Below are 26,190 nucleotides of genomic sequence, written 5' to 3'. Positions count from 1 at the left end.
TATCGGGGCGGCTAATCCTAACCCAGCCTTGCGCGCGCCTTCGCCGTCCAGGCGTTGAACAGCCGGTCGGCGACGATGCCGATGAAGGCGATGGCGAGACCGGCGACGATGCCGCGGCCGGAATCGGCCTTGGACAGCGCGATGAACACTTCCTGGCCGAGATCGCGGGTGCCGACCATGGCGCAGATGATGATCATTGCCAGCGCCATCAGGATCGTCTGGTTGACGCCCAGCATGATTTCCGGCAGCGCCAGCGGCAGTTGCACGCGAAAGAAGGTCTGGCGCGGCGTGCAGCCCGACACCTTGGCCGCCTCGATCAGCGCCGGCGGCACCTGCCTGATGCCGTGATTGGTGTAGCGGATCGCCGGCACCACGGCGAAGGCGATCGTCGCGATCATCGCGGTGACGTCGCCGACCCGAAACAGCATCACCACCGGGATGATGAAGCAGAAGGATGGCAGCACCTGCAGCGTATCGATGACCGGCGTGACGATCTTCTCGAACCGGTCGCTGCGCGAAGCCATCAGCCCGATCGGGATGCCGATCAGGCAGGCGATGAAGGCCGAAATACCGCAGAGATAGACCGTCGCCATGGTCTTTTCCCACAGGCCGGTGATGGCGCAGAAGGCGGTCAGCGCGGCGACGAGGACGGCGAGACGCAGGCCGGAGAGTTGATAGCCGGCAAGGCCGAGCAGGAAGACGGCGCCGAGCCACGGAAAGCCCTCGCAAAAGGCGCGCAGCGGGTTCAGCAGATTGAGGATGAGCGCCACGCGAAACGCTTCGATCGTGTCGAAGAAATTGATGGTCACCCAGTTCACCGCCGCCTTCCACAGCGGCGCCGTGGTGAAAGTGATCGCTTTCGGCACCACTGCCAAGGCCGGCACGAACAGACCGGACAGTGTTGTCACGACAAGGATGGCGATGGCCAGCGTCAGGTTGGGGTAGCGCCGCCAGAGGCTCGGGCTTACCTCCTGATGGACATGGCCCTTTGCTTGGCTGTGCGCGATGGCCTGGCTCAGCCGGTCGAGTGCGATGGCGAGTGCCACAATGGCAAGGCCGGCTTCCATCGCCTCGCCGACCTTCAGCGCGCGTAGCGCCAGGAGCACGTCGTAGCCGAGGCCGCCGGCACCGATCATCGAAGCGATGATCACCATGTTCAGCGCCAGCATGATGACCTGGTTGACGCCGACCATCAATGTCGGCCGCGCCGACGGCAGCAGCACCCGCCACAGTTTCTGCTGCGCCGTGCAGCCGGCCATTTCGCTGAAATCGTCGATCTCCGACGGCACCCGCGATAGGCCGAGCATCGTTGCTCGCACCATCGGCGGGGTGGCGAAGATGGCGGTCGCAATCATCGCCGAGACTGGGCTGTTGCCGAACAGCAGCAGCATTGGGATGAGATAGGCGAAGGTCGGGATCGTCTGCATCAGGTCGAGGGCAGGGGAGACGATGAGCCTTTCGGCCCACGGCTTGCGCCACGCCCAGATGCCGGCGAACAGCCCGGTGACGATGCAGAACGGCACGGCGATGGAGATCAGCCCAAGCGTCAGCATGGCGCTGGTCCATTGGCCGAACAGCGCGATGTAGAGGAAGCAGCCGCCGACCAGCAGGCCGAGTTTTCTGCCGCCGGCGGCATGCCCCGCGATGAAGGCGGCAGCGCAGACGCCGACCCAGGACAGCCGCGGCAGGACATAGGCTTCTGCGCCCCGACCGATCTTGAAATTCTTGGCCAGCAGATTGAGCGCGAAATCGAGCGGAACGCCGAGCACCGCGGTGATCGAGCGGGTGAGCCACGACAGGTTCGACTTGATCCAGCGCATCAGCGCGCTGACCCAATCGGCGACCGGCACGACGGCGCTGGCCGGATAATTGACCGCCCAGGACAGGCGGTCTCGCAACAGGAACACGACAAGCACGGCCGCGAGTGCCACCGCCCAGACGAGCAGCCAGACCTGAACCGGGCGCGACCGTGTTTCGCCGGCGCTTGCCGTCACCGTCATGTGCCGGCTCCGGAACGCTCAATGCCGGCCAGCAGATCGATCACCGCTTGCGGCGTCACCTCGCCGATCGGCTTGCCGCTGCCGTTGACGACCGCGAACGGCTTGTTGGCGGCAACGATGCTGGCGGAAAAGCTGGATATCTTGGCCTCCGGCGCCACCGTTCCGCCGTGCTCCGAGCCGTCGCAGGCGCGCATCAGGCTGCGTGCCGAGATCACCTTGGCGCGGTCGACGTCGCGGGTGAACTCGGCGACGTAGTCGGTCGCCGGATTGACCACCAGTTCCTCCGGCGTGCCGATCTGGATGACCTCGCCATCCTTCATGATGGCGATGCGGTCGGCCAGCCGGATGGCCTCGTCGAAATCATGGGTGATGAAGACGATGGTCTTGTGCAGCATCATCTGCAACCGCATCAGCTCGTCCTGCATCTCGCGGCGGATCAGCGGATCGAGCGCCGAGAACGGCTCGTCGAGGAACCAGATTTCCGGTTTTGTCGCCAGGCTGCGGGCGATGCCGACACGCTGCTGCTGGCCGCCGGACAGTTCGCGCGGATAGAAATGCTCGCGACCCCTTAAGCCGACAAGCTCGATGACCTCGCGCGCCCTTGCTTCGCGTGTCGCCCGGTCCTGCCCCTGGATGCTGAGCGGGAAGGCGATGTTCTCCAGCACGTTGAGATGCGGCAACAGCGCAAAATTTTGGAACACCATGCCCATGCGGTGTCGTCGCAATTCGATGAGTGCTGCATCGGAGGTTTTCAGCAGGTCATTGCCCTCGAATTCGACCTTGCCGTGGGTCGGCTCGACCAGCCTCGACATGCAGCGCACCAGCGTCGACTTGCCGGAGCCCGACAGGCCCATGATGATGAAAATCTCGCCCTGGCGGATTTCGAGGTCGACGGCGCGCACCGCGCCGACCAGCCCGGCAGCCGTGACGTCGGCTATGCTGGCCTTGCCGTCACGTTCGCGGATGAAATTGGCCGCGTTCGATCCGAACAATTTCCAGACATTGCGGCAGGCAAGCTTTACCGGACGGGCGTCTTTTGGCGCGCCCGCCGTGTTTGGCTCCTGTTCAGTCCTGTCCGTCATTCGAACGTCCCTCTGGAATATCAACAAGTGAGGCCCGGCTGGTCAGCAGCCGGGTCTCATTTTTCCAGTCGGAACGATCACTGCGCCCAGGCTTTCCAGTCGGCCTCGTGGGCGGCGATCCAGGCAGCTGCGACGTCCTCCGGTGTCTTGCCGCCGAGATCGATCTCGCCGCTCATCTTGTTGAGCTCATCGGTGTCGATCGTGTAGGCCTTGGCCACCTTGTAGGCGACCGGCCATTTGTCCTTCATGCCGGACCAGGAGTATTTCCAGATCTCGCCATGCGGCTTGCCGCAGTCATATTTGGCGTCGGGGTTCACGCCCCATTTCGGGTCGTTGTAGCACTCGGGCGTGTATTCCGGGAATTCAACCCACTCGCCCTTGTATTTGGCAGGCGCCCAATGCGGCGAATAGATCCACAGCATGATCGGCGCCTTGCGCTGATAGGCGGAATCGAGCTCGGCGAACATCGCCGCGTCGGTGCCGGCATGGATGACGGTGAAGGGCAGTTTCAGCGCCTCGACGCGCTCGTCGTCAAAGCCTTCCCATGTCACCGGGCCGCCGAGATAGCGTCCCTTCGGTGCGGTCTCCGCCGTCGAGAAGGCTTCGGCGCATTTCGGGTCCTTCAGCGCTTCCCAATTGGGCAGGCCCGGGCATTTCTCCTTCATGTATTCCGGAAACCACCATTCTTCCTTGGCCTTGGGTCCGAGCTTACCCAGCCGTTCGGTCTGGCCGGTCGCATCGGAGGCCTTCATGGCTTCGCCGGCGGTCGTGTCCCAGAACTCCAGGCCGACATCAAGATCGCCATTGGTGAGGCCCGTGGTCAGGCTGGAGAGGTAGTCGGCCGTGGGATACTCGACGGTATAGCCGAGCTTTTCCAGGATACCGCCAAGGATCTTGGCGTTCAGATTGACGCTGGTCCAGTCGAACAGCGCGATCTTGATCGGATCGTTGGATTCTGGTGCGGCGGCTTGGGCGGAAGGTGTCAGTGCACTCGCCGCGGCGAGTGCGAAGGTTCCCATTGTTAAGTTCGAAATCACACTGCGAAGTGACATGCTTGTTCTCCTTCAAGCTGTGAAAATTATCGTTCGTTCCCTTCTTGCGGCTTTTCTTGATTGTGTTGGAAAGGCTGGTCTTTGCGCAAGGCCGTCGGCGCCAGATTATTGCCCCGGCTTTGGCCGACGCAGGCAAGATGGTGCTCAATTCTAGTGATGATGGAACAGGACTGCAGTGTCGGCGTCATGGTTGCCGACGGATCGCTGCGGGGGCGGTCATCTGCGGATCGATTGCCAGTCTTGCGGCGCCTTGCAAGGTGCGAGCCATCAAGGTCTCATGTTCTCGGCTGTCGACCCGGCAAGCGCCATCTCGCCAAGCCAGTTTCATGGGATGAAATTATATATATCAAGGTTCATGTCGCGCAACGACTAACACCGCGCGAGGCGTATAAATTCAGACTGCAGGCGAAGTTGAACCTCTACCAGCAGACGTAGCCGCCATCGACAATCAGGTCGAGGCCGGTGACGAAGCTCGCTGCGCGGCTGGCCAGGAACACCGTCGGTCCGACCATTTCCTCCGGCGCCGCCATCCGCCCCATCGGCGTGTCGCGCTTGAAGATCTTCACCTCTTCGGCCACCTCAGGCCGCTTGTTCATCGGCGTCAGTGTGTAGCCCGGGCTGACGACATTGACGCGCAGGCCGCGATCGGCCCACTCCATAGCGAGACTCCTGGACATGTGGATGACGGCGGCCTTCGAAGAATTGTAGTGCGCCTGCGTCAGGCCCCGGTTGACGATGGTGCCCGACATCGAGGCGATGTTGATGATCGAGCCCTTGCCTCGCACCAGCATCTTGCGCGCTTCGGCCTGACAGGACAGGAACACGCCGGCGACATTGACCTCGTGCACCTTCTGCCACGTCTCCAGCGGCATCGTCTCGGCGGGGTCGGAGCCGGCAATGCCGGCATTGTTGACCGCAACGGTCAGCGCACCGAGTTCGCTCTCGACTCGATCGATCGCCGCCGCCAGATCGCTCTGCGATGTCACTGTACCGTTCAGCACCAGCGCCTTGCGGCCGAGTGCCGTGATCCGGTGCGCCGTTTCATCCAGCCCGCCTTTCGACGCATGACCAAAACAGGCGATGTCGGCGCCTGCCTCGGCCAGCCCGATCGCGATGGCCTGGCCGATGCCGCTGCCGGCGCCGGTGACCAGCGCGACATCGCCATCCAGCTTGAAAAGATCCATCGAGTGTCCTCCCTGTCCCAGGGAGGGTATGCGCTGACCCGTGCTTCGATCAAGCGCCCGCGCGCAAGCGGCGTCGATGCCTAGAAATAACCGCTCGACGCGGCCGTGGCTTCCTTCGGGATTTCGACGCCATCGACCAGGATCTTGTCGACCAGCTCGTGGTGGAAACAGACCAGCCCCTTGATGCGCTCCGCCTCGTGCACCGGCTCAGGATAATACCAGACGAGGTTCTCGTGACGCTTGGCCTTGGTCGTCACGTGATAATAGTTGGAGATGCCCTTGTAAGGACAGCGCGAGATGTAGCGGCTGGGCGCGAACATATCGAGCCGCGTGTCGGCGATTGGCAGATAGTGGCGCACTGGATGGCCGGTCTCGAACAGGAACACGCCGCGGCGTGAATCGGCGACCTGCTCACCATCGAGGATGACCTGCACGCGCCGCGACGACGGCAGGCAGTCGACGCGGCGGAAGGGATCGCGGGCGTGGACAAAGATCTCCTCGTCCTCCTCGAACCAGTGCCCCATCTTGCTCCAGGTGAACGACATGTAGTCCGATATCGGCGGACAGCCCTTGACCGGATCGAGATAGCGCCAGGCCGCGTCCTCGACCAGCGTGATGCCGGTGTTGAGCGAATAGTGGGTGGCTGTGCCCTTGAATGGGTCCTCTGTCGTGGTCTTGCTCGGCAGCAGGAACTCCTCGCGAACGTCGCCGATCGGAAAATAGTAGACCGGCAGATGATCGGATTCGTAGAACACCAAGGCGTTGGTCGTATCGGCCACGGTCATTGACCCCACCTGCACACGCAGGCGCTTCTGCGTCGGCATGGTGAAGGCTATGTAGCCCGGCTCGAAGTCGTACTGCACGATGCTGTCGAGCAGCGGAAAATGCGGCCCGCGGCCGCGCAGATGAGGCTTGCGAATGGTAGTCTCCCGTTTAGTTTCTTTTGTCATCGGGCGTTGAGGCACGATCAGCTCAGGGACACGCGATCGAGCAGCAGGCCGGCGGCGATCGGCGGCAAGCCGCTGACATTCTTGCGCACCGGCACCAGCAGATCGGGAAAATAGCTGAAGATGACAGGCGTCTCGTCGAGCAGCAGTTTCTGGATGTCGGAGGCGGCAGCGCGTTGCGCGCCGACATCAAGCGCCTTGAGATAGCTGGTGACCATGCCGTCATAGGCCGGGCTCTTGAAATGCGCCGCATTCCACGGACCGTCGCTGACCAGCGGGCTCTTCAGGAAGACGTTCGGCACGCTGCGATGGGCGTAGTCGGTGATGCCAAGTGGGCTGTCCAGCCAGTCCGACTGGCCGAACACCGCCTTGCCGTAATATTTGTCCTGGTCTTCGATGTTGAGCGAGATGCGGGCACCGATTCCCTTGGCGAAATTCTGGAACAATTGCGCGTAGCGGGGAATGTCGGAATAGCGCAGCGTCGTTAGCGTGATGTCGAAACCACTGGCAAGGCCCGCCGCCTCCAGCAACTGCTTGGCCTTGGCGATATCCTGGACGCGCTGCGGCACCGTCTTGTCGGTTGCGGGGAAAGCGGGTGCGAAGGGGCTGTCATTGCCGGTCGCCGCCATGCCGCGGCACAGCCCGTCGACCAGCTTGGAGCGGTCGATGCACAGCGCCAGCGCCTGGCGCACGCGCTTGTCGGTGAAGGGGCCGGTGTCGCAGCGCATGTGAAGCTGCCGGTGCGCGGTCGAAGCGACACGCAGCACCGTGATATCAGGACTGTTCAGCACCACCTGGCTTACATCGAGCGGAACGGCGTCGAGGATGTCGACCTCGCCGGCCTGCAGCGCCAGGATGCGCGGTTGCACGTCGCCGTAGAATTTGAATTCGAGCCGGTCAGGCAGCGCCTTCTCGCCCCAATAGTCGGTATTGCGGATGAAGGTCGCGCCGACCTTTGGCGTGTAGGTCTCCAGCCGGAATGGCCCGGTTCCTTCGAACGTCTTTTCGTAGTCGCCCTTGTAGCTCGCCGGCAGGATGACGGCGTTGTAATTGTCGATCGACACCGAATAGGGAAAGCTGCCATTCGGCGCATCGAGATGGAAGGCGACGGTGTGGTCGTCGACCTTCCGGGTGCCGCCTTTCGACAGCAGCCCCTTGAACACGGAAAGTGCATTAGAAGCGCCTTTGGGGTCGGCCAGCCGGTCGAAGGTCGCGACGACGTCGTCGGCCTTGAAATCCTCGCCATTGTGGAATTTCACGCCCTTGCGCAGCTTGAACGTCCAGACGCTGCCGTCCTCGTTCGGCGCCCAGCTCTCCGCCAGCACCGGCTTCAAGGTGAGGTCCGGCTGCGTGATGCAGAGAAATTCGGCGGTCTGGAAAACCAGCTGGTAGCTGCCGCTGTCATAATAGGTGACGGGATCGATGGCGCCGCCCGGCGTCGCCACGCCGGCGCGCACCGTGCCGCCCGGCTTGCCCTCCGCGCGTGCTTGCTGCGTGCCGAGGCCGGCGGCCGCGACAAGGCTGCCCAGGAACGGCAGTGAGAGACCAAGCACGCTGCCATGGCGCAGGAAGTCGCGGCGGTCCATCCTGCCGGCCAGCAATTCGTCGACAGCGGAATTTTCGATTGCAGTGAGCGTTCTGCGAGCGTTGTCGATCATCCGGAAATGCTTGGGCATGGCTGGATTCCTCGCGTGTCTTGGGGTTCGGCCATCTAGTTCATTGTTGACTGCCGCCGGAAAGCGATATTTTTTGATAGGGGTCATCGAAATTTTCGATGCAGAGGTGGGCATGGACACTGAAAATCTGCGCAGCTTTCTCGAAGTCGCCACCCATGGCAGCTTCACCGTCGCAGCCAGCCGGCTCAACCTCGCGCAGTCCACCGTCAGCGCACGGATCAGGGGGCTGGAGGAGCAGTTGGGCCGCCGGCTTTTCGTGCGCGACCGCGATGGCGTCACGCTGACGCCGGCCGGCCGGCAGTTCCTGCCACATGCCTCTTCCATCACCCGCACCTGGGAGCAATCGCGGCAGGACATCGCCGTTCCCGATGGCTACGAGACCTTGCTGCGGCTGACCGCGCCTGCCTATCTGTGGGACCGCATCACCTCGCCATGGGTCGAGTGGATGCGCGCCAGGCGGCCGAACGTGGCGCTGCGGCTGGAGGGCAGCTTCCCGGACTCGGCGATCGACCAGCTGGCGGAAGGCCTGCTCGACATCTGCATCCTCTACCTGCCGCGACCGCATCCCGGCATCGTCTACGAAACGCTGGCGGTCGATCAGGTCGTGCTTGTCCAGCATGCCGCGCAGACCAGGCCGTGGACCGAAAACTACATTCTGATGGATTGGGGGCTGGAGTTCCGCATCGAGCACGACCGCGCCTTTGCCGGCATGGTCAAGCCCGCCATATCGGCCGGACTGGTCTTCATCGGGCTGCAGCACGTGCTGTCACAGCAGGCCGCCGCCTATCTGCCGCTCAGCGCCGTCAGCGGTCATATCGAGCGCGGCGAGATGCGGCGCATCGACAATACGCCGGTGTTCCAGCGGCCGATCTACCTCGCCTATCCCTCGAACCCCGCCTCGTCGGATGTTCTGGATGTCGCGCTCACAGGCCTGCGCACGCTGGCCAGAGACTGGGCCGAAGGGCAGGGCTTTTCGGAAGGCGACCGTGCTCTCAGCATGGCCGGCCAGATCTGACCGGCCAAGCCACGCGGGTGATGGTGACGCTCGCTATGCCGGCTCGGTCACGGCCGCTCTCTGCAGCCTGGCCAGTTCGGCATATGGAATGTGGCAGCGGATCGAATGGCCGGGCTGGGCCTCGCTCAGCGGCGGCTCCTGCTGTTCGCAGATCGGACCGATCTTGCGCGGGCAGCGCGTGTGGAACACGCAGCCCGACGGCGGATTGGTGGCGCTCGGGATTTCGCCGTCGAGACGAATGCGCGCCGTCTCGGTCTGGTCGAGTTTGGGCACGGCCGACAGCAGCGCTTCTGTGTAGGGATGATGCGGCCCGGAAAAGACTTGCTCCGACGGTCCGAGCTCCATGATGCGGCCGAGATAGAGCACGGCGATCTTGTCGGAGAGGTAACGCACCACGGCCAGATCATGCGAGATGAAGATGTAGCTGACGTCTTCCTTCGACTGCAGGTCGGCGAGCAGATTGAGGATGGCCGCCTGCACCGAGACGTCGAGCGCCGAGGTCGGCTCGTCGCAGACGACGATGCGCGGGACGCCGGCGAAGGCGCGGGCGATGGCGACGCGCTGCTTCAGGCCGCCGGACAGTTGGCGCGGTTTTACAGCCAGATGCCGGTCCGTAAGCCGCACCGAGCGGACAAGGTCGTTGAGACGAGCCTCCAGCGCCTTGCCGGAGAGGCCCGCCAGCCGCTTTAGCGCGCGTCCGATCAGATGCCGGATCGAATGCGATCGGTTGAGTGCGGAGTCCGGGTTCTGGAAGACGATCTGCATCGCCTTGATCTGGTCGTCGCTGCGGTTCTCCAGCCTGGGCGCCAGCGCCTTGCCTTCCAGCTCGATCGTGCCGCCTGCGTCCGGCGGCACAAGGCCGAGCAGCAGCCTGGCGAAGGTCGTTTTGCCGCTGCCGGATTCGCCGACCAGCCCGAGCGTTTCGCCAGGCCGCAGGTCGAGGGACACGTCCTTCACGGCGCGCAGTGCATGGCCATGGCTGGCATAGGTCTTGTTCAGCCCGGTGACGCGCAGCACCGGCGCTGCCGCCGCCCTTGGTACAGGCGCCACATCGCTCGGTGTCGCACGCGGCAGCGCCTGCGCCTTGTCGTGATGAAAGCAGCGCGACAGCCGGCCGCCCAGATCGTAGAGCGGTGGCAATTCGCTGCGGCAGCGGTCGTCGGCGAGCGCGCAGCGATCGGCGAAGGCGCAGCCCTTGATGTCGACCCCGATGCCGGGAAGGAAGCCGGGAATGGTATCGAGGCGGCCCTGGTCCTTGCGCTGGCCCCCGCGCGGCAGGCAGCGCAGCAAGGCTACGGTGTAGGGATGGCGCGGGTCGTTGAAGACGACCTCCGTCGGCCCTTCCTCGACCAGCATGCCGGCATAGAGCACGCCGACGCGGTCGCACATGTTGGAGACGACGGCGAGGTTGTGGCTGATAAACAGGATCGAGGCCGACAGTTCTTGCCGCAGCTGTGCGATCAGGTCGAGCACTTCGGCCTCTACCGTCGCATCGAGGCCGGTGGTCGGCTCGTCGAGGATCAGCATCGAGGGATCGTTGGCCAGCGCCATGGCGATCGCCACGCGTTGCTGCATGCCGCCGGAAAGCTGGTGCGGGTAGCGCTGCATCACGCTCATCGGATCGGAGATGCGCACGCGATTGAGCATCGCAATCGCCCGGTCGGTGGCCGCTTGTCCCGAAATACCGCCGAGTTCAAAAATCTCGGTCAACTGACGGCCGACGCGGATCGACGGGTTCAGCGCCTTGCCCGGGTCCTGATAGACCATGGAGACGCTTTCGGCCCGCGCCCGCCTGAGCGCCTCGGCGTCGAGTTTCATCACGTTCTGGCCGTCGAGCGATATCGTGCCGCCGGTGATAGAACCGTTTCTCGGCAGATAGCGCACCACCGTAAGCGCCACGGTGGATTTGCCGCAGCCGGATTCGCCGACCAGCCCATAGGCTTCGCCCTGGCCGATGGTGAGGCTGAGGTTACGCAGCACGGCGCGGTTGCGGCCGGCGACGCGGTAGGCAACCGAAAGATCGGTGACTTCGAGTGCGTTTTCGGCCTTGGCGGAGTTAGTCATTGAGCGCTCCGTGAACGCCGTCGGCGGCCAGATTGACGCCGATGACCAGCGAGGCGATGGCGAGCGCATCGAACAGCACCGTCCACCAGAAGCCGCCGCCGATCATGCCGTAATTGTTGGAGATCGACAGCCCCCAGTCGGGAGAGGGCGGCTGGATGCCGAAACCCATGAAGGAGAGCGTGGCGACGGCGAAGATGGCATAGCCGAGCCGCACAGTGGTTTCGACCAGGATCGGCGGAATGACGTTGGGCAGGATCTCGACGAACATCGTATGCAGGGCACTTTCATGCCTTAGCTGCGCGGCAGCGACATAGTCGAGTTCACGCTCGGCCAGCACCGCGGAGCGCACGGTGCGCGCGATGATCGGCGCGAAGCTTAAGCCGATGACAACGATGACCGTCGTCTTCGAGGTACCGAGCGCAACGATCGCCAGCAACGCAACGATGACCACCGGGATCGCCATGAAGGCTTCCAGGATTCGGCTGACGACATCGTCGACGAGGCCGCGAAAATAGCCGGTGACGAGGCCGAGCGCCGTGCCGGCCACTGTCGCCAGCAAGGTCGCCAGCGGGGCGACGGTCAGGATGTCGCGCGAGCCGACGATGACGCGCGAGAAGACGTCGCGGCCGATCTGGTCGGTGCCGAACCAGTGTTCGGAAGAAGGCGGCGCCAGCGCGTTGATGATGTCGTCGGCGAGCGGGTCGTAGGGTGCGAAGTGCTCGCCGAACAGCGCGCAGGCAACCCAGAACAGCACGATGGCGAAACCGACAAGGAATGTTCGCGAGCGCAGCAGCGAGAAGAAGACCTCGGCCAGCGGGCCGCGCGGGCGCGTGTCGTCGGGTGTCGAGGAGGTGGTCTGGATGGTGCTCATTGGTCTGACCCCAGCCGGATGCGCGGATTGAGCACGGAATAGAGGAAGTCGGCGACAAGAGTGGCCACGGCATAGACGATGCCGATGGTGAGGATGCCGGATTCCAGCATCGGGAAATCCTTGCCGCGCGCGGCAGTGAAGATCAGCGAGCCGATGCCCTGGTAGCGAAACAGCGTTTCGATGACGACAAGGCCGCCGATGAGGTAGCCGGTCTGCGTGGCGATAACGGTGATGGTCGGCAGCAGCGCATTGCGCAGCACATGGCGCCAGATCACCGTGCGCCAGGGCAGGCCCTTCAGCACGGCCGTTCGCGTGTAGTCGGAATCGAGCGCTTCGATCATGCCGGAGCGCGCCATGCGGGCGATGTAGCCGAATAGCACCAGGAACAGCGGCAGCGACGGCAGGATCAGGTAGTAGAGCTGCGTGAAGAAGCCGGCGTCGCGCGGCCATGCGGCCGATATCGGCAGCCAGCGCAGCCAGACACCAAAGATCAGGATCAGGATGATGCCGGTGACGAATTCCGGCAGCACCGTCACCGACAGACCGCCGAGGCTGATGATGCGGTCGAGCGGGCGGTTGAGGTTGAGCGCGGCGACGACGCCGCCGAGGATGCCGATCGGTACCACCAGCACGAAGGCGACCGCCGCCAGCTTCATCGAATTGCCGAGCGCATCGATGACGAAAGGCGCGACCGGCGAGCGGAAGATGTAGGACGTGCCCATGTCGCCCTGGACGAAATTGGAGATCCAGCCCCAGTACTGTGCCAGCAGCGGGCGATCGACGCCGAGCGTGTGATTGAGCGCGTCGACCGCGCGCTGGTCGGCGAATGGACCCAATATGGCGCGCCCGACGTTGCCGGGCAGCACCTGGCCGCCCAGGAACACCATGATGCTGAGCAGGAACAGCGTCACCAGCGACAGCGAGACACGCCGGGCAAGGAAGGAGAGAATGGCTAAGACTCCTTGTGGAGCCAGCCCCATGCGGGAGCTGGCTGTTAGAGGATTGGCTTTCCCTTTGAGCATGATCCCGAAAAGTGGGGACCGGTTTTCGGAAAAGGTCATGCTCCAACAAAGAGTTAGTTCAGGCTTTCGATGCCTTGTCGAGGAACAGCTGCGACATGGCGGTCGGCTGTACGCCGGCCACGCCCTTCGCCGTCGCCGTCAGATAGTCGTAGAAATAGCCGAAAATAACAGGCGTTTCCTCGAGCAACAGCTTCTGGATCTTGCCGGCGTCGGCCTTCTGCGCCTCGAGGTCGAGTGCTGCGATGTAGCTGGTCGCCAGCGCGTCATAGTCCTTGTTCTTGAAATGCGCCGCATTCCAGGTGCCTTCGCTCTTCAGCGGTGCCGCAAGATAGACGTTCGGCACGCCGCGGTGGCCGTAGTCGGTGATGCCCATCACCGAATCCAGCCAGTTCGACTTGCCGAACACCGCGTCTCCGTAATAGCCGCTCTGGTCGAGGATGTTGAGGTCGAGCTCGACGCCGATCTCCTTGACCCAGTTCTGGATGAGCTGGGCGTATTCGGGGATTTCCAGGTAGCGTTCGGTGGTCAGGGTTATCTTGAAGCCCTGGCCAAGGCCGGCTGCTTCCATGAGCTGCTTGGCCTGGGCGATATCCTGCTTGCGTTGCGGCACGCTCGTATCGGTCGAAGGATAGACGGCGGCGAACGGGCTGTCATTGCCCAGGGCGGAGCGTCCCTTCATCAGGCCGGCGGCCAGCTTGTCGCGATCGAGGCAGAGCGCAATGGCTCGGCGCACGCGCGCATCCTTCAACGGACCCTCGTCGCAGCGCATGTGCAGTTGCTGATGGGCCGACGACTTCAGGCTGATGATGTCGATGTTCGGATCGTTGAGCAGAGCGACGCCGGCCAGCACCGGCATCTGGTTGATGATGTCGACCTGTCCGCCCTGCAGCGCCAGGATCTGCGGCTGCATGTCGGTGAAGAAGGTGAATTCGGTGCGCTCGGGCAAGGCCTTCGGCCCCCAATAGTCCTCGTTGCGGACGAAGGACGCGCCGACCTTTGCCGTGTATTTCTCAATTCTGAACGGCCCGGTGCCGTCGAAGCTCTTTTCGTAGTCGCCCTTGTAGCTCGCCGGGATGATGACGGCGTTGTAGTTGTCGGACGACAGCATGTAGGGGAAGTTGCCGTTCGGCGCATCGAGGTGGAATTCCACCGTGTAGTCGTCGACCTTCTTTGAAGCGCCTTTCTGCAGGATGCCGGTGAACACCGACAGCGCATTGGACGAGTTGGCCGGGTCGGCAAGGCGGTCGATGCTGGCCACGACGTCGTCGGCCTTCATCTCGCCGCCGCTGTGGAATTTTACGCCCTTGCGCAGCTTGAAGGTCCACACCGTGCCGTTGTCGTTCGGCTTCCAGCTTTCGGCCAAGGCCGGCTGCAGCACCAGATCGGGGCCGTCGACGCAAAGGAATTCGGCAACCTGCTGCATGATCAGCAGGCCGCCGGCGTCTGCAATGCTGACCGGGTCGATCGTCGCCGCCGGCACACTGCTGGCGACGCGGATGGTGGCGCCCGGCGCGCCCTGGGCGCGCGCCAGCGACGGCATGCCGCCAAGGCCGGCGGCCATGCCGATGCGGCCCAGCAGCGGCAGCGACAGGCCGAGCAGGCTGCCGTGACGGACGAAGTCGCGGCGGCTGACACGGCCGTCGACGAGGCCGTCGATCAGGTGATTTTCAAGCGGCGTGCGATTGCGCCGGATAAGGTCGAGAATGCTGTGGTTCTTGCTCATGGGTTTTTACCCTTTCCCCTATTTCTTATGGTTGACGAAATTTTCGTGGATTGCTCCATTTTCCCGGCACCGGAGGCCTGTCTACCGGAACTTTAGCATGCGGTTTTGTCCGGTCCATCCAGTCGTGGCGTGGACGCTCGGGGTTGTTGGTTGCACGGCTTCCACCGTCTTTGTCCAACCTTCCCGACCGAAATCGCGGCGGTTGGCTTCTCGTGTCTGGCCGTCGGTCTTGGCCGCTAGCCGTCATCTAGTTCAGCGGCAAACGGCGATAGGTTCCGGGCTTTGCCGGGTCATGATACTTGTTGCACGGTCCTTTCTCGGTAAAGTCTCTGTGACAGGCAGCGAGGTTTTCGCGCGACAAGGTGACGCCGAGACCGGGACCTTCCGGAACGCGCACGACATTGTTTTTCGGCGAAAACGGTCCTTCCTCGGTGACATCCATCGGCAGCATGCGAAACAGCGACTGGTTCGGCTCCCTGATCCAGCCGAGTGCCGCGCACAGATGCAGATAGGCGGCGCTGCCGATGCCGCTGTCGCCGCTGTAGCACCAGAAATCGATCCCGGCATGCTCGCAGGCGCCGACGAAGCGCAACAGCCGGCCGATGCCGCCATGCGTCGTCGGGTTGCCGACGAACGCGTCCGGCACTTTGGTTTCCATGGCGCGCGCAATGTCGATGTTGTGGGTCGAGAACGGGATCGAGCAATGGCGCCGCAACTCGCGCATCTCCTCGATGGTCGCCACCGGATCCTCCCAGTTGCGCACGCCCAATTCTTCCAGCGGGCGCGCCAGCCGCCGCGCGGTGCTGAGCGAATAGGCCTGGTTGGAATCGATACGGATCATCGCATCGTCGCCGAGTTTCCTGCGGATCAGCTCGACCATCCTGAGCGAGATTTTCGGATCTTCGGTCGAGAACTTGCCTTCGAAGAAAGTCGTTCCATGCGTCTCATGCAATTCGACGCAATAGTCGGCGACTTCCTGGGGCGTCGTCTCGCCCTTCACCTTTGGCCCATCACCGCGCAGCGAAAAATAGTCGGTGAACGGGATATCCTTGCGTACGGCGCCGCCGAGCAACTGGTAGAGCGGCTGGTTCCACGCCTTGCCGCGCAGGTCCCACAAAGCCATCTCGATGGCGCCGAAAGCCATGATGCGTGTGCGGTCGTTGATCGACTGCACGCCGGTCCAAAAGGGCAGGCAGACATGCTCGGCGCCGGCGATGTCGAAGGCATCGCGCCCGACCAGCCGCGGCGCCAGGACATCATTGATGATCGCGGCCGCCGCTGGCGTCGGCGCTTCGCCGAGGCCGACCAGGCCATCCTCGGTCTCGACTTCGACGACGGTCGGTGAAAATCCGTCGAGTTCGCCGAACACCCAGGCATAGGGCGCTTCGAGGCGCAAATTGATCGGCGTGGCTTTGATGCTGCGGATTTTCATCTCAGCGCCCGACCTCGAAGAACGGCGCGCCGAGCAGATCGGGAACGACGTCTATGCCGAGACCCGGCCCGTCTGGAATGCCCATGCGGCTGCCGGTGACCGGTGGCATGTTCGATGCCGTGCGCACCGTCACCCATTCATGGAAGGCGATGGCGTGCAGCCGGCGCTCTTCCGGCGTCGACAGCGACAGATGCGCCATCGCCGCGGTGTCGATCTCGGCGCCGCCCGTGTCCTCGACCGTGATCATGAAGCCGAGGTCGACGGCAATGTCGCGGATCTGGCGTGTCTTCGTCACGCCGCCAAGGCGCGAGATCTTCAGCGTCAGCCCGTCGGCCGCGCCCAGGCGATGAATTTCCAGCATCGCCTCGAGCGAGGTGACGGATTCGTCGAGCACCATCGGCTTGTCGAGCATGCGGCGCACCGACATGTTTTCATCGATCGTGGTGCAGGGCTGCTCGAACGTGTAGTCGATGGCGCGCGTGGCATCGGCGAATTGGCGCGCCTGATAGGGAGTCCAGCCGGCATTGGCGTCGCAGAAGATGACCGTGCCTTTCGGCACCGAGGAGGCAACCGCGATGACGCGTTCGATGTCGTCATGGACATTGCCGCCGACCTTGACCTGCAGCCGGTGGAAGCCGTCCTTGACGATGCGCTTGGCCAGCGCGGCCATGGCGTCGACGCTCCCGTGCGTGACGACCTTGTAGAGTTCCGCGGTGTCGCTTTCCTTGCCGCCGAGCAGCGTGACCAGCGGCACGTCGGCTGCGCGCGCCGCCAGATCCCAGCAGGCCATGTCGAGCGCCGACTTGATGTAGGGATGGCCCTTGAACACCGTGTCCATCAGCCGCCCGATGCTGGCCAGCCCGCGCGGATCGCGGCCGATCAGATGCGGCGCGATCTCGACCACGCCGGCGCGAACGCCGGCGGGGAAGGCGGCCGAGTAAAAATTGCCGAGCGGCGCCATCTCGCCCCAGCCGGTGATGCCGCTGTCTGATGTCATGGACACGATCACGGCGTCGAAGGCGTCGGCCTCGCGCCCCTTCGACATGCGGTATAGCCCGTCAACGAAGGGCTGCATGACGTGGTAGGCCTTGATGGTCTCGATCTGCACGTGTCTTGTCCGCTGTCTGTGGTGTTGGGAACGGGTCAGGCGCCCCTCGATGGGCGTTGTTCGAGGCTGCGCGCGTAGGCAAGCAACTCCTCGAAGTCGAGATCGATATGCTCCCTGGCATGGCGCTGGGCCGCACGCATGTCCTTGCCCTTCAGCAACCGCACATAGGTTTCGTGAACGTCTTCGGCCGGCACCGGCTCGTTGCGGGCATGCTGGTGGAGCGCGAAATACATCTGCAGCCGGCTGGTCAGCCGCTGCCAGGTTTCCAGCAGCACCGAATTGTCGGCCCATTCGTAGATCAGGCCATGCAGTTGCAGCGCGGTTTCGATCTGGCGTGTCGTGTCCAATGCGCGGGTCGCCTGCTTCACGGCTTCGTGGCGCCGGTCGAGCTCGTCGAAGAAGCGCTGGTCACGCAGCGGCCACGCCCGCTCGATGGCCAGCTCGTCCATCACCTTGTTGAACGAATAGGCATCGTCGATGTCCTTGGCTGTGACCTCGATGACGAAGGTGCCGGCATAGGGGATGCTGGTCAGGATCCCTTCCTGGACCAGCTCGCGCATCGCCTCGCGCAGCGGCGCGCGGCTGACCCGCATCTGTTCGGAGATACGGAGCTCGTTGAGCTTCTGGCCGGGCGCGAGCTGGCCGGTCAGGATCGCGCGCCGCAACAGCGCAACGATCTCGGCGCGTCGCGTCGTATCCGCGATAGGACTGAAATCCGCTTTCGCCATTCGGCCACTCCCAGGAAACCGAAAGCAAGACAAGCAGATTGTCGACAATCTAACAAGAGGCTATCTCAATTGATTGGCCAACGCTGCAGAGACCGTTTCGAAATTCCCTCTGGCGAGTCATATGGAGCCGCTGTGGAACGGTTGCCGCCGCTGAATGCGATCAAGGCTTTTGAAGTTGCCGCCCGTGCCGGCGGCTTCACTTTGGCCGCCTCTGAACTCGGCGTTTCGTCGGCGGCGGTCAGCCAGCAGATACGCAATCTCGAAACCTGGTTCGGCAAGCAGCTGTTCGTGCGCAGCGGCAACCGCATCGCGCTCACCGACGCCGATCGCCTCGGCAAGGCTCGGCCTGGGCATCGCGCTTGGCCAGCGGGTCATGGCGCACGCCGATCTGGAGGCCGGTCGGCTGATTGCGCTCTCCTCGTCTCGGTGCACCTCGGGCACCCCTATTGTGCATTCATGCCGCCGGCCAAGGCCGACCGGGCCGATGTTGCCGGTCTGGTGGAACTGCTCAGTCGAGCGGCGCCCGCGACCTGTGGGAAGGCCGGGGCGCCGCGCTGAAGCCGGATCCTGACGGGGGTGTTCAGGTGGCCGGCTTTTCCGGTATCGGCGATACGGGCGCTCCGGGGCCGATCTTCTGCAGATTGCCCGTAATCACCTGGTCGCCCTCGGCGACGCCGCTGAGGATGGCGACCTGATCGCCGCTCGTCGGTCCGAGCGAAACCAGCCGCTGGTCGACCGTATTGCCCTTGCCGACGACATAGAGATATTTGCCGAGCTGGCTTGAGCCCAGCGCCGTCTGTGGCACCATCAGCGCATCGGCCTGCTCTCTCACATGCAGCCGGACACGGACATATTGGCCCGGCAGCAGCGTGAACTTGCCATTGCCGATCGTCGCGCGCGCCGTGATCGTGCCGGTCGAGCGGTCGACCGAATTGTCGATGAAGGTAAGCTCGCCCTTCTGGCTTGCCTCGGTCTGGCCGGGGAGCAGGACATCCACTTCGATCGGGCCGTTCGCACGGGCTTGCTCGATCTCGGTCAGATCCGTCTCGCTCGGGTTGAAGGTGACGTAGATCGGGTCGAGCTGCACCAGCGTGTTGAGCACGGTGCCGGCGACGCTGACCAGCGTTCCGACCGAGGCCTGGTTGCGGCCAAGGCGCCCGGCAAACGGCGCCCGGATTTCAGCGTAGCTCAGATTGAGCTCTGCCGTGCGGACCGCCGCCTGGTTCAGCGCCAGCGATGCCTGCGCTTCGCGCAAGGTGCTGGTGCGCTGGTCGAAGCCGTCCTTGGCGAGGTAGCCGCTCTTGGCGAGCTCGGTGCCGCGACCAAGATTCGAGCGGGCATAGTCGAGCGTCGCCGTGTCGCGCTGCACTTGGGCCTTGGCCTGGTCGAGCGCCGCCTGGAAGTCGTCAGGCGAGATCTTGTAGAGAAGATCGCCTTGCCGGACGTCGACGCCGTCGGCTGCGGTCTGCTCCTGCAGATAGCCGGGAATCCTCGCCTGTAAGGTGATGCTGCGGATCGGCTCTGTCCGCGCGGCATAGTCGAGGTAGATCGGGATCGTCTTCTTGACGACGCTGACCACCGGCACCGGCATGACGAACGCCGCCGGGGCGGGCGCCGCACCTGCCGTGCCGGCATTGAGGCTGAGATTGCCCATATCGAGCAGGTGGACGCTGGCCACCGAGATCGCACCCAGCGCGACAGCCGTTCCCAACGCGATTTTCCATTTACGCATGATCAGTCTCCAATCTTATTCGGCCGCTTCCGCCAGGGGCGGTAAAGCGTGCTCAGCAGTTGGTTCATTGTCTTGAGAGGTGGGCTCGTCTTTGCCGCGGCGTTCACGCAGCTGTTCGATGACCGCGTAGAACACCGGCACGAACACCAGCGACAGGATGGTCGCCGCGACCATGCCGCCGAACACGGTGGTGCCGATCGACTGCCGGCTTGCCGCACCGGCGCCGGTCGCAAACATCAGCGGCAGCACGCCGAGGATGAAGGCGAAGGCCGTCATCAGGATCGGCCGCAGCCTGAGCCGTGCCGCCTCCATCGCCGCGTCGACGATGCTGAGGCCTTCCTCGCGCCGTCGCCTTGCGAATTCGACGATCAGGATCGCATTCTTGGCCGCCAGGCCGATCAGCATGACGAAGCCGATCTGCGAGTAGACGTCGATCTGCATGCCACGCAGCAACAACGCTGCGAAGGCGCCGAACAGGGCCAGTGGCACCGCCAACAGCACCATGAACGGCATCGCCCAGCTCTCATACTGCATCGCCAGGATCAGGAAGACGAAGACAATGGCGAGGCCGAAGACGACGGACGCGATCGATCCTGCCTTGAGCTCCTGGAAGGTGATGCCGGTCCATTCGAAACCGAAATCCCTTGGCAGCGCGGTTGCAGCGGCCCGTTCCATGGCGGCAACCGCCTGGCCGGAGGAAAAGCCCGGTGCGGCGCCGCCATTGATCGAGGCCGAGGCATTGTTGTTGTAGTGCGGCACGGTCTCCGGGCCGACGAAGGGCACGAGTTTGCCCAGCGTCGAGAGCGGCACCATGCCGCCGGAGGCATTGCGCACATAGAGCCGCGAAATGTCGGCGGCACCTGCACGTGCATCCTTGTCGGCCTGGATGGTCACCCGGAAGGTGCGGCCAAACAGGTTGAAGTCGTTGACGTAGAGCGAGCCGAGATAGATCTGCAGCGTGTTGAAGACATCGGGCAGGTTGAGGCCGAGCAGTTTGGCCTTGCTGCGGTCGAGGTCGTAGTTGAACTGTGGCGTCGAGGTCGAGAACGGCGAGAACAGCTGCTGCGGGTTGATTTCCGGCTGCTTGCGCGCCTCGGCGATCACGGCTTGCGTCGCATCGTTGAGGGCTGAACTGCCGCGGCCGGTCAGATCCTCGACGACGAATTCGAAGCCGCCCGTCGTGCCGATACCGGGGATCGACGGCGGATCGAAGCTCAGCGCGAAGGCTTCCGGGATCTGCATCAGCTTGCCGCGCACATCGGCGACGAGCTTCGATGCGCTCTGGTCGGGGCCCCGCTCCTCCCATGGCTTCAGGATGGCGAATTCGACCGCCGAATTCGATTGCGCGGCACTGGTCAGGAAGTTCAGGCCGCTGATCGAGCCGACGATGTCGACGCCGGGCGTCGCCTGCAGGATGTCGCGTGCCTTCTGCGCCACCGCGTCGGTGCGTTCCAGCGATGCGCCGTCGGGCAACTGGATGACGACGAAGAAATAGCCCTGGTCCTCGACCGGAAGGAAGGTCGAGGGCAGGCGCTGCCAGACGAAGTAGGTGGCGACCAGCCCCGCCGCGAACAGGCCGAGCATGATCCAGCGCAAACGGATGAGGATGCGCACACCATTGGCATAGGCGTGCGACAGCCTGTCGAAGCCGGTGTTGAACCAGCGGAACGGGGCGAACTGCGTTTCGCCGCGATGCCGCAGGAAGGCGGCACTGAGCGCGGGGCTCAGCGTCAGCGAGTTGAAGGCGGAGATGCCGACGGAGATCGCCACCGTCAGTGCGAACTGGTTGTAGAGCTTGCCGGAGACGCCGGGAATGAAGGCGACCGGCACGAACACCGCCATCAGCACCGCGGTGGTGGCGATGATCGGGCCGGTGACCTCGGTCATTGCGGCCTTGGTCGCCGCAAGCGGTTTGAGCCCGGCCTCCAGCTGTCGTTCGACATTCTCGACCACGACGATGGCGTCGTCGACGACGAGGCCGATCGCCAGCACCATGCCGAGCAGGGAGAGCATGTTGAGCGAGAAGCCGAGCATCTCCATGACGACCAGCGTCGCCACCAGCGACACCGGAATGGCGATGGTCGGGATGATCGTCGTGCGCCAGCTTTGCAGGAAGAGGAACACCACGGCGACGACCAGCACCAGCGCTTCGCCGAGCGTGATCAGCACGTCATGCATCGACGCCGAGACGAAACGGGTGGTGTCGTAGTGCATCGCATAGGACACGCCCTTCGGGAAACGGCCCGACAGCTCCTGCATCTTGTCCTTGACGCGCTGCTGCAGATCGAGCGCGTTGGAGCCGGGCATCTGGTAAACGGCAAGCACCACGGTCGGGTCTTTACCGAAGAAGGCAGACGACGAATATTGCAGCGCGCCGAGTTCGATGCGGGCGACGTCGCGCAGCCTGACCAGCGAGCCGGTATCGGTGTTGGCGCGCACGACGATGTCGCCGAATTCCTTGGGATCGCTCAAGCGGCCGACGGCGTTGACCTGCATCTCGAAGGCGGTGCCGGCGGGTGCCGGCGACTGGCCGATCTTGCCGGCCGCCACCTGGACGTTCTGTTCGGCGATGGCGTTTTGCACATCGACGGCGGTGATGCCGAGATTGGCGAGCTTGTCGGGATCGAGCCAGACGCGCATCGAATAGCGCCGCTCGCCGAAGATCTGCACGTCGCCGACGCCGGGCAGCCGCTTCAGCGGGTCGACCACCTGCAGATAGGCAAGGTTGCTCAGCGCCACCGGATCGACCGAACTGTCGGGCGAAGTCAGGTTGACGATCAGGACGAAGTTCGGATTCTGCTTCTTGATCGTCACGCCGCCCTGGTTGACGATCGCCGGCAGCGACGAGGCGGCCTGCGAGACGCGGTTCTGCACGTCGACGGCGGCGGTGCTCAGCGAATAGCCGACATCGAAGGTGATGGTGATGGTCGAGGAGCCGTCATTGGAACTCGTCGACGACATGTAGGTCATGCCCTGCACGCCGTTGATCTGCTGCTCCAGCGGCGTCGTCACCGTGTCGGCCACCACTTGTGCGCTGGCGCCCGGATAATGGGCGCTGACCACGACCTGCGGCGGCGTGATGTCGGGAAACTGCGAGACGGGCAGCAGGAAATAACAAATCGACCCGGCGAGCACCATGATGATGGCGATCGCCGAGGCGAAGATCGGACGGTGAATGAAAAAGTTTACCACGACACGCACGCCTCTCCGGCTGCTGTTGCCCGCCCGAAGGCGCTGGCAACCCTGGACAGCCTTTGGCCGCGCTTGTCACCGAGGCCGTCCCGCGAACGCAGCAACGGCACCTCGCCACGCTGCGTATCGGCGAGCGAGCGCAACATCGTCTCGAAGGCGCGCGGGTCGACGCCATCGGCTTTCATGACCAGCCGGATCATCGGATCCCGGACGGCTTCATCTATGGTAAGATCGCGGCGCTGTGGCATGGCCGGCTCCTTGTCTGTCGATTCGCAGCCCGTGCTCGCGAACCGTTTTCATCTCTTCACCGGCCGAGGCCGCATGATTGGCAGTTTCTCGCCCCTCTCGTCTGGCAGGGCCGTTCACGGCCTTGTTATTGACGGTGGACGATATAGGTGTTACCAGTAAGTAACATTCTGGAAGTTACAGACCGGTAACACCCTAGTCAAGAGGTGGCCGAGGGTTTTTTGGAAACGAAAGGAGATCATGATGGCAGACGGCATCGTGGAGCGCTCTCGTCCCCGGGATCGGATCCTGGAGACGGCACGCGACATGTTCCACAAGCATGGCATCAAGGGCGTCGGCGTCGACGCCATCACCGAAGCTGCCGGCACGAACAAGATGACGCTCTATCGTCACTTCGAATCCAAGGACGAACTGATCGTCGAATGCCTGCGCGCCAATGCGGCCAAGGCCGGCGCTATGTGGGAAGCATTCGAGGCCGAATTCCCTGGTGACAAGCTTGCCCAACTGCATGCCTGGGTTCGCAAGGCGGCTGCCATGCTCAATGCGGACGGCCGCGGCTGCGACATGGCCAACGCCGCCGCTGAGCTGACCGAGCCGGACCATCCGGCCAGGCTGGTGATCAAGGAGCTCAAGGAAGCCCAGCGCGCGCGCCTTGTGACGCTATGTCGGGATGCCGGCATTGGTCAGGCCGAACTGCTCGCCGATACGCTGTCGCTGTTGTTCGAGGGCGCGCGTGTCAGCGTGCAGACCGTGGGTACCGAAGGTCCGAGCACCCAGTTCGTGCGCATGGCCGAAGGGCTGATCGTTTCGTTCCGGGGCGCTGCCGCCGGTTGAGATTCGCCACGATTGTTGGCGGGTTACGGCTCTATGACGGAGGGCCGCGTACGCCGTTGACCCAGGCGGTATGGAAACTCCGGCGGCCAAACGAAAAAAGCCCGCTGCCGGGAGGAGGTGGCAGCGGGCTCGATTTTCGAATGTGGCGCGGGAGGAGGTGCACCCCATTCAGCGTCGGCATCGCATCTGGGAGGAGTAGATGGCCGACAACCAGAACCTACGAGTTGCCCAACGATTCGGCAACAAAGAAACTTGCATAGCTGCTGTGCAGATTTGCCGTGCCAATTATCATACAAATCCGGCAACAGGCATTTTTGCAGGCCGCCTGCTTCACTGCACCGGCACGTTTTCCCTGAAGATCAAGCGCGGTTCGATGAACTTGCGCGTCAGATAGGGTGCGGAGGAGGCAATCGAGCCGAGCAGGCGAATGACCGACTGCTCGGCGATCAGCCGCGCATTCTGGTCGATGACGACATCGGCGAGATCGTCGACGAGATGACCGCGCGTGTCCTTGGTCAGGTCGTGGCAGATGAACACCGGCTTGCGGTTCGGCCTGGCCTCGCGGATCGCCTTTGCAACGCCCGAATGTCCAGCTCCGACGCAATAGATGCCGAGCAACTCTGGCTCGTCGTGCAGTGCCTTCATGGTCTCGGTGTAGCTGGCATCGGGCTCGTCGTTGATCTCGACGGCGCTGCTGACGGTCAGATTGGGAAACTCCTCATTGAGCACCGAGCGGAAACCCATCTCGCGTTCCTCGTGGCCGCGATAGGAACGTGAGCCGACGACCATCGCCAGATGGCCGGTGCGGCCGCCAAGGAAGCGTCCCATCAGCAGCGCCGCCGTTCGTCCCGCCACCCGGTTGTCGATGCCGACATAGGCCGCGCGCGGTGCCGTCGGAACATCGGACACCAGCGTCACCACACGCATGCCGGCTTCGACGATGTCGCGCAGGATGTTGCGCGTACGCGGATGATCGACAGCGATCACGCCAACGCCATTGGCCCTGAGCGACAGGTTTTCGACAGCGCTCTGCAGCGCGTTCGGCGAGATACCGGCGAGATTGTGGATCCGGCACGAGGCGACAAGCGGCAGACGCGCGGCGTAGTCCTCGATATGCCCGGCGAGATCGCGCATGAAGGCATTGCTGCCGATCGGCAGCAGGAATTCGAGGTGGGCGGGCCGCGAGGGCAGCGTCACCTGATCGGCGACCGGCAGGTAGCCGAGTTGCTTGGCCGCCTCCATGACGCGCTGGCGGTTGGCCGCACTCGCACCCGGCCGGTTGTTCAGCACCCTGTCGACCGTTGCGGTCGACAGCCCGCAATTGCGGGCGATATCCGAGACGGTGGCTTTCATGCCGCTACCCACAGCCCGCATTGCGGGCAATATCCGAGACGGTGGCTTTCATGCCGCTACCTATGCGCCCTGCGATGCCGCGCCAGACAAGCGATGCGATCTGAGGCAGCGGTGATTGCCGCCATCACCCGACAGTCAGTGCGACGGCTTGCCATCGGTGATGGCATCGCGGATTTCCTTGTCCGACATGCCGGTGATGATCCGCTCTACCTCCGCCACGCTGGTCGTCTTCGGGTCGATGTCGTCGGCGACCACCTTGCCCCGGCGCATGACGACGATGCGGTCGACCACCTGGAAGACATGGTGGATGTTGTGGGCGATGAAAATGCAGGAGTGACCGGAATCGCGGGCGCTGCGCACGAAACTCAGCACGCCCTGTGTTTCGGCGACGCCGAGATTGTTGGTCGGCTCGTCGAGGATGATCAGGTCGCTGTCGAAATGCATGGCGCGCGCGATCGCCACCGCCTGACGCTCGCCGCCGGAAAGCGAACCGATCGGCGTCGTCGGCGGGATGTTCTTCGTGATGCCGACCTGCTTGAGCAAATCGCGGGCAACCGTGTTCATCGCCTCCTGGTCCATCCGGTTGAGGAAGCGCGGCGGCTTGATCGGCTCGCGCCCGAGGAACAGATTGCGGGCGATCGACAGTTGCGTGACCAGTGCGGAGTCCTGGTAGATCGTCTCGATGCCATGGGCGATGGCGTCGCTGGTGCTGCGCAGGCTCACCTTCTTGCCACGGATGAAGATATCGCCGCTGGTCAGCGGAACGGCACCCGAAAGCACCTTGATCAGCGTCGACTTGCCGGCGCCATTGTCGCCAAGCAAGCCGACGATCTCCCGTTCATTGACATGGAAATTGGCATCCTCCAGCGCCTGCACGCGGCCGTAGGACTTGCGGATGTTCGTCATGCGGATCAGTGGCTCGGCCATGG

At 63.7% G+C, this 26,190-nt stretch carries 21 protein-coding genes; 3 read left to right on the top strand and 18 right to left on the bottom strand.

Translation table 11 applies throughout. From position 1 onward, the window contains the following. Positions 1 to 17: 17 nt before the first annotated feature. From EOC83_RS26120 to EOC83_RS26095, 6 genes are all read right to left on the bottom strand, one after another. Positions 18 to 2,000 (bottom strand): ABC transporter permease subunit, encoded by a 1,983-nt coding sequence (locus EOC83_RS26120; RefSeq protein ID WP_063167623.1) that lies wholly within the window; start codon positions 1,998 to 2,000, stop codon positions 18 to 20. Further along, positions 1,997 to 3,082 (bottom strand): glycine betaine/L-proline ABC transporter ATP-binding protein, encoded by a 1,086-nt coding sequence (locus tag EOC83_RS26115; RefSeq protein WP_063167624.1) that lies wholly within the window; start codon positions 3,080 to 3,082, stop codon positions 1,997 to 1,999. Before EOC83_RS26115 ends, EOC83_RS26120 begins: the two co-directional genes overlap by 4 nt. 77 nt (positions 3,083 to 3,159) lie before the next feature. Continuing rightward, the gene (locus EOC83_RS26110; protein ID WP_027163833.1) at positions 3,160 to 4,134 is read right to left on the bottom strand and encodes an ABC transporter substrate-binding protein; all 975 of its coding nucleotides are present in this window, start codon (positions 4,132 to 4,134) and stop codon (positions 3,160 to 3,162) included. A 419-nt stretch (positions 4,135 to 4,553) separates the two neighbouring features. Continuing rightward, a complete protein-coding gene (locus EOC83_RS26105; RefSeq protein ID WP_127325996.1) occupies positions 4,554 to 5,318 on the bottom strand; it encodes an SDR family oxidoreductase in 765 nt (254 codons plus the stop codon). Positions 5,319 to 5,398: 80 nt separating this feature from the next. Beyond that, positions 5,399 to 6,289: a DUF427 domain-containing protein gene (locus EOC83_RS26100; RefSeq protein WP_164745786.1), complete on the bottom strand. Its 891-nt coding sequence runs from the start codon at positions 6,287 to 6,289 to the stop codon at positions 5,399 to 5,401. Then, positions 6,286 to 7,941 (bottom strand): ABC transporter substrate-binding protein, encoded by a 1,656-nt coding sequence (locus EOC83_RS26095; RefSeq protein WP_063167626.1) that lies wholly within the window; start codon positions 7,939 to 7,941, stop codon positions 6,286 to 6,288. The genes EOC83_RS26100 and EOC83_RS26095 overlap by 4 nt, the downstream gene beginning before the upstream one ends. A 112-nt stretch (positions 7,942 to 8,053) precedes the next feature. Between EOC83_RS26095 and EOC83_RS26090 the strand changes: the two genes are divergently transcribed. Next, positions 8,054 to 8,956 carry a LysR family transcriptional regulator gene (locus tag EOC83_RS26090; protein ID WP_063170184.1) on the top strand — a complete coding sequence of 301 codons (903 nt, stop codon included), beginning with the start codon at positions 8,054 to 8,056 and terminating at the stop codon, positions 8,954 to 8,956. Positions 8,957 to 8,989: 33 nt separating this feature from the next. On the opposite strand, the gene EOC83_RS26085 is transcribed toward EOC83_RS26090, so the two are convergent. From EOC83_RS26085 to EOC83_RS26055, 7 genes are all read right to left on the bottom strand, one after another. Next, positions 8,990 to 11,020 (bottom strand): ABC transporter ATP-binding protein, encoded by a 2,031-nt coding sequence (locus EOC83_RS26085; protein ID WP_063167627.1) that lies wholly within the window; start codon positions 11,018 to 11,020, stop codon positions 8,990 to 8,992. Next, the gene (locus EOC83_RS26080; protein WP_027163828.1) at positions 11,013 to 11,891 is read right to left on the bottom strand and encodes an ABC transporter permease; all 879 of its coding nucleotides are present in this window, start codon (positions 11,889 to 11,891) and stop codon (positions 11,013 to 11,015) included. The genes EOC83_RS26085 and EOC83_RS26080 overlap by 8 nt, the downstream gene beginning before the upstream one ends. After that, positions 11,888 to 12,871, bottom strand: coding sequence for an ABC transporter permease (locus tag EOC83_RS26075; RefSeq protein WP_181172681.1), 984 nt, complete (start codon positions 12,869 to 12,871; stop codon positions 11,888 to 11,890). Before EOC83_RS26075 ends, EOC83_RS26080 begins: the two co-directional genes overlap by 4 nt. A gap of 100 nt (positions 12,872 to 12,971) precedes the next feature. Further along, complete coding sequence (locus tag EOC83_RS26070) at positions 12,972 to 14,636, bottom strand: ABC transporter substrate-binding protein (protein WP_013532880.1); 1,665 nt, start codon at positions 14,634 to 14,636, stop codon at positions 12,972 to 12,974. A gap of 247 nt (positions 14,637 to 14,883) precedes the next feature. Beyond that, positions 14,884 to 16,068, bottom strand: a complete 1,185-nt coding sequence (locus tag EOC83_RS26065) for a mandelate racemase/muconate lactonizing enzyme family protein (RefSeq protein ID WP_063167628.1) — start codon at positions 16,066 to 16,068, stop codon at positions 14,884 to 14,886. Between the two features lies 1 nt (position 16,069). Further along, entirely contained in the window at positions 16,070 to 17,176 is a 1,107-nt protein-coding gene (locus EOC83_RS26060; RefSeq protein ID WP_063167629.1) for a mandelate racemase/muconate lactonizing enzyme family protein, read from the bottom strand. Positions 17,177 to 17,211: 35 nt separating this feature from the next. Next, a complete protein-coding gene (locus tag EOC83_RS26055; RefSeq protein ID WP_063167630.1) occupies positions 17,212 to 17,904 on the bottom strand; it encodes a GntR family transcriptional regulator in 693 nt (230 codons plus the stop codon). 132 nt (positions 17,905 to 18,036) lie between these two features. Between EOC83_RS26055 and EOC83_RS33615 the strand changes: the two genes are divergently transcribed. Next, positions 18,037 to 18,462, top strand: coding sequence for a LysR family transcriptional regulator (locus tag EOC83_RS33615; protein WP_275955645.1), 426 nt, complete (start codon positions 18,037 to 18,039; stop codon positions 18,460 to 18,462). A gap of 22 nt (positions 18,463 to 18,484) precedes the next feature. Here the strand turns inward: EOC83_RS33615 and EOC83_RS26045 are convergent, their stop codons facing one another. The 3 genes from EOC83_RS26045 to EOC83_RS26035 are packed head-to-tail and all read right to left on the bottom strand — an operon-like array spanning position 18,485 to position 23,076. Continuing rightward, on the bottom strand, positions 18,485 to 19,636 hold the full coding sequence (locus tag EOC83_RS26045) for an efflux RND transporter periplasmic adaptor subunit (RefSeq protein ID WP_013532876.1): 1,152 nt from the start codon (positions 19,634 to 19,636) through the stop codon (positions 18,485 to 18,487). A 15-nt stretch (positions 19,637 to 19,651) separates the two neighbouring features. After that, positions 19,652 to 22,828, bottom strand: a complete 3,177-nt coding sequence (locus EOC83_RS26040; protein WP_024502613.1) for a multidrug efflux RND transporter permease subunit — start codon at positions 22,826 to 22,828, stop codon at positions 19,652 to 19,654. Continuing rightward, a complete protein-coding gene (locus EOC83_RS26035) occupies positions 22,822 to 23,076 on the bottom strand; it encodes a hypothetical protein (protein WP_024502614.1) in 255 nt (84 codons plus the stop codon). The genes EOC83_RS26040 and EOC83_RS26035 overlap by 7 nt, the downstream gene beginning before the upstream one ends. Before the next feature lie 241 nt (positions 23,077 to 23,317). Here EOC83_RS26035 and EOC83_RS26030 point away from each other — a divergent pair, with 241 nt between their 5' ends. Beyond that, on the top strand, positions 23,318 to 23,908 hold the full coding sequence (locus EOC83_RS26030) for a TetR/AcrR family transcriptional regulator (protein ID WP_013532873.1): 591 nt from the start codon (positions 23,318 to 23,320) through the stop codon (positions 23,906 to 23,908). 330 nt (positions 23,909 to 24,238) lie between these two features. Here the strand turns inward: EOC83_RS26030 and EOC83_RS26015 are convergent, their stop codons facing one another. Further along, the gene (locus EOC83_RS26015; protein WP_063170185.1) at positions 24,239 to 25,261 is read right to left on the bottom strand and encodes a LacI family DNA-binding transcriptional regulator; all 1,023 of its coding nucleotides are present in this window, start codon (positions 25,259 to 25,261) and stop codon (positions 24,239 to 24,241) included. Between the two features lie 135 nt (positions 25,262 to 25,396). Continuing rightward, entirely contained in the window at positions 25,397 to 26,188 is a 792-nt protein-coding gene (locus EOC83_RS26010; RefSeq protein ID WP_063167632.1) for an ATP-binding cassette domain-containing protein, read from the bottom strand. Between the last annotated feature and the right edge of the window lie 2 nt (positions 26,189 to 26,190).

Source organism: Mesorhizobium sp. Primo-A (assembly GCF_003997175.1).
In the GTDB taxonomy this organism is placed as follows: domain Bacteria; phylum Pseudomonadota; class Alphaproteobacteria; order Rhizobiales; family Rhizobiaceae; genus Mesorhizobium; species Mesorhizobium ciceri.
The sequence above is the reverse complement of the archived record's forward strand: the minus strand, read 5'-3'. Positions and strand labels throughout refer to the sequence as shown.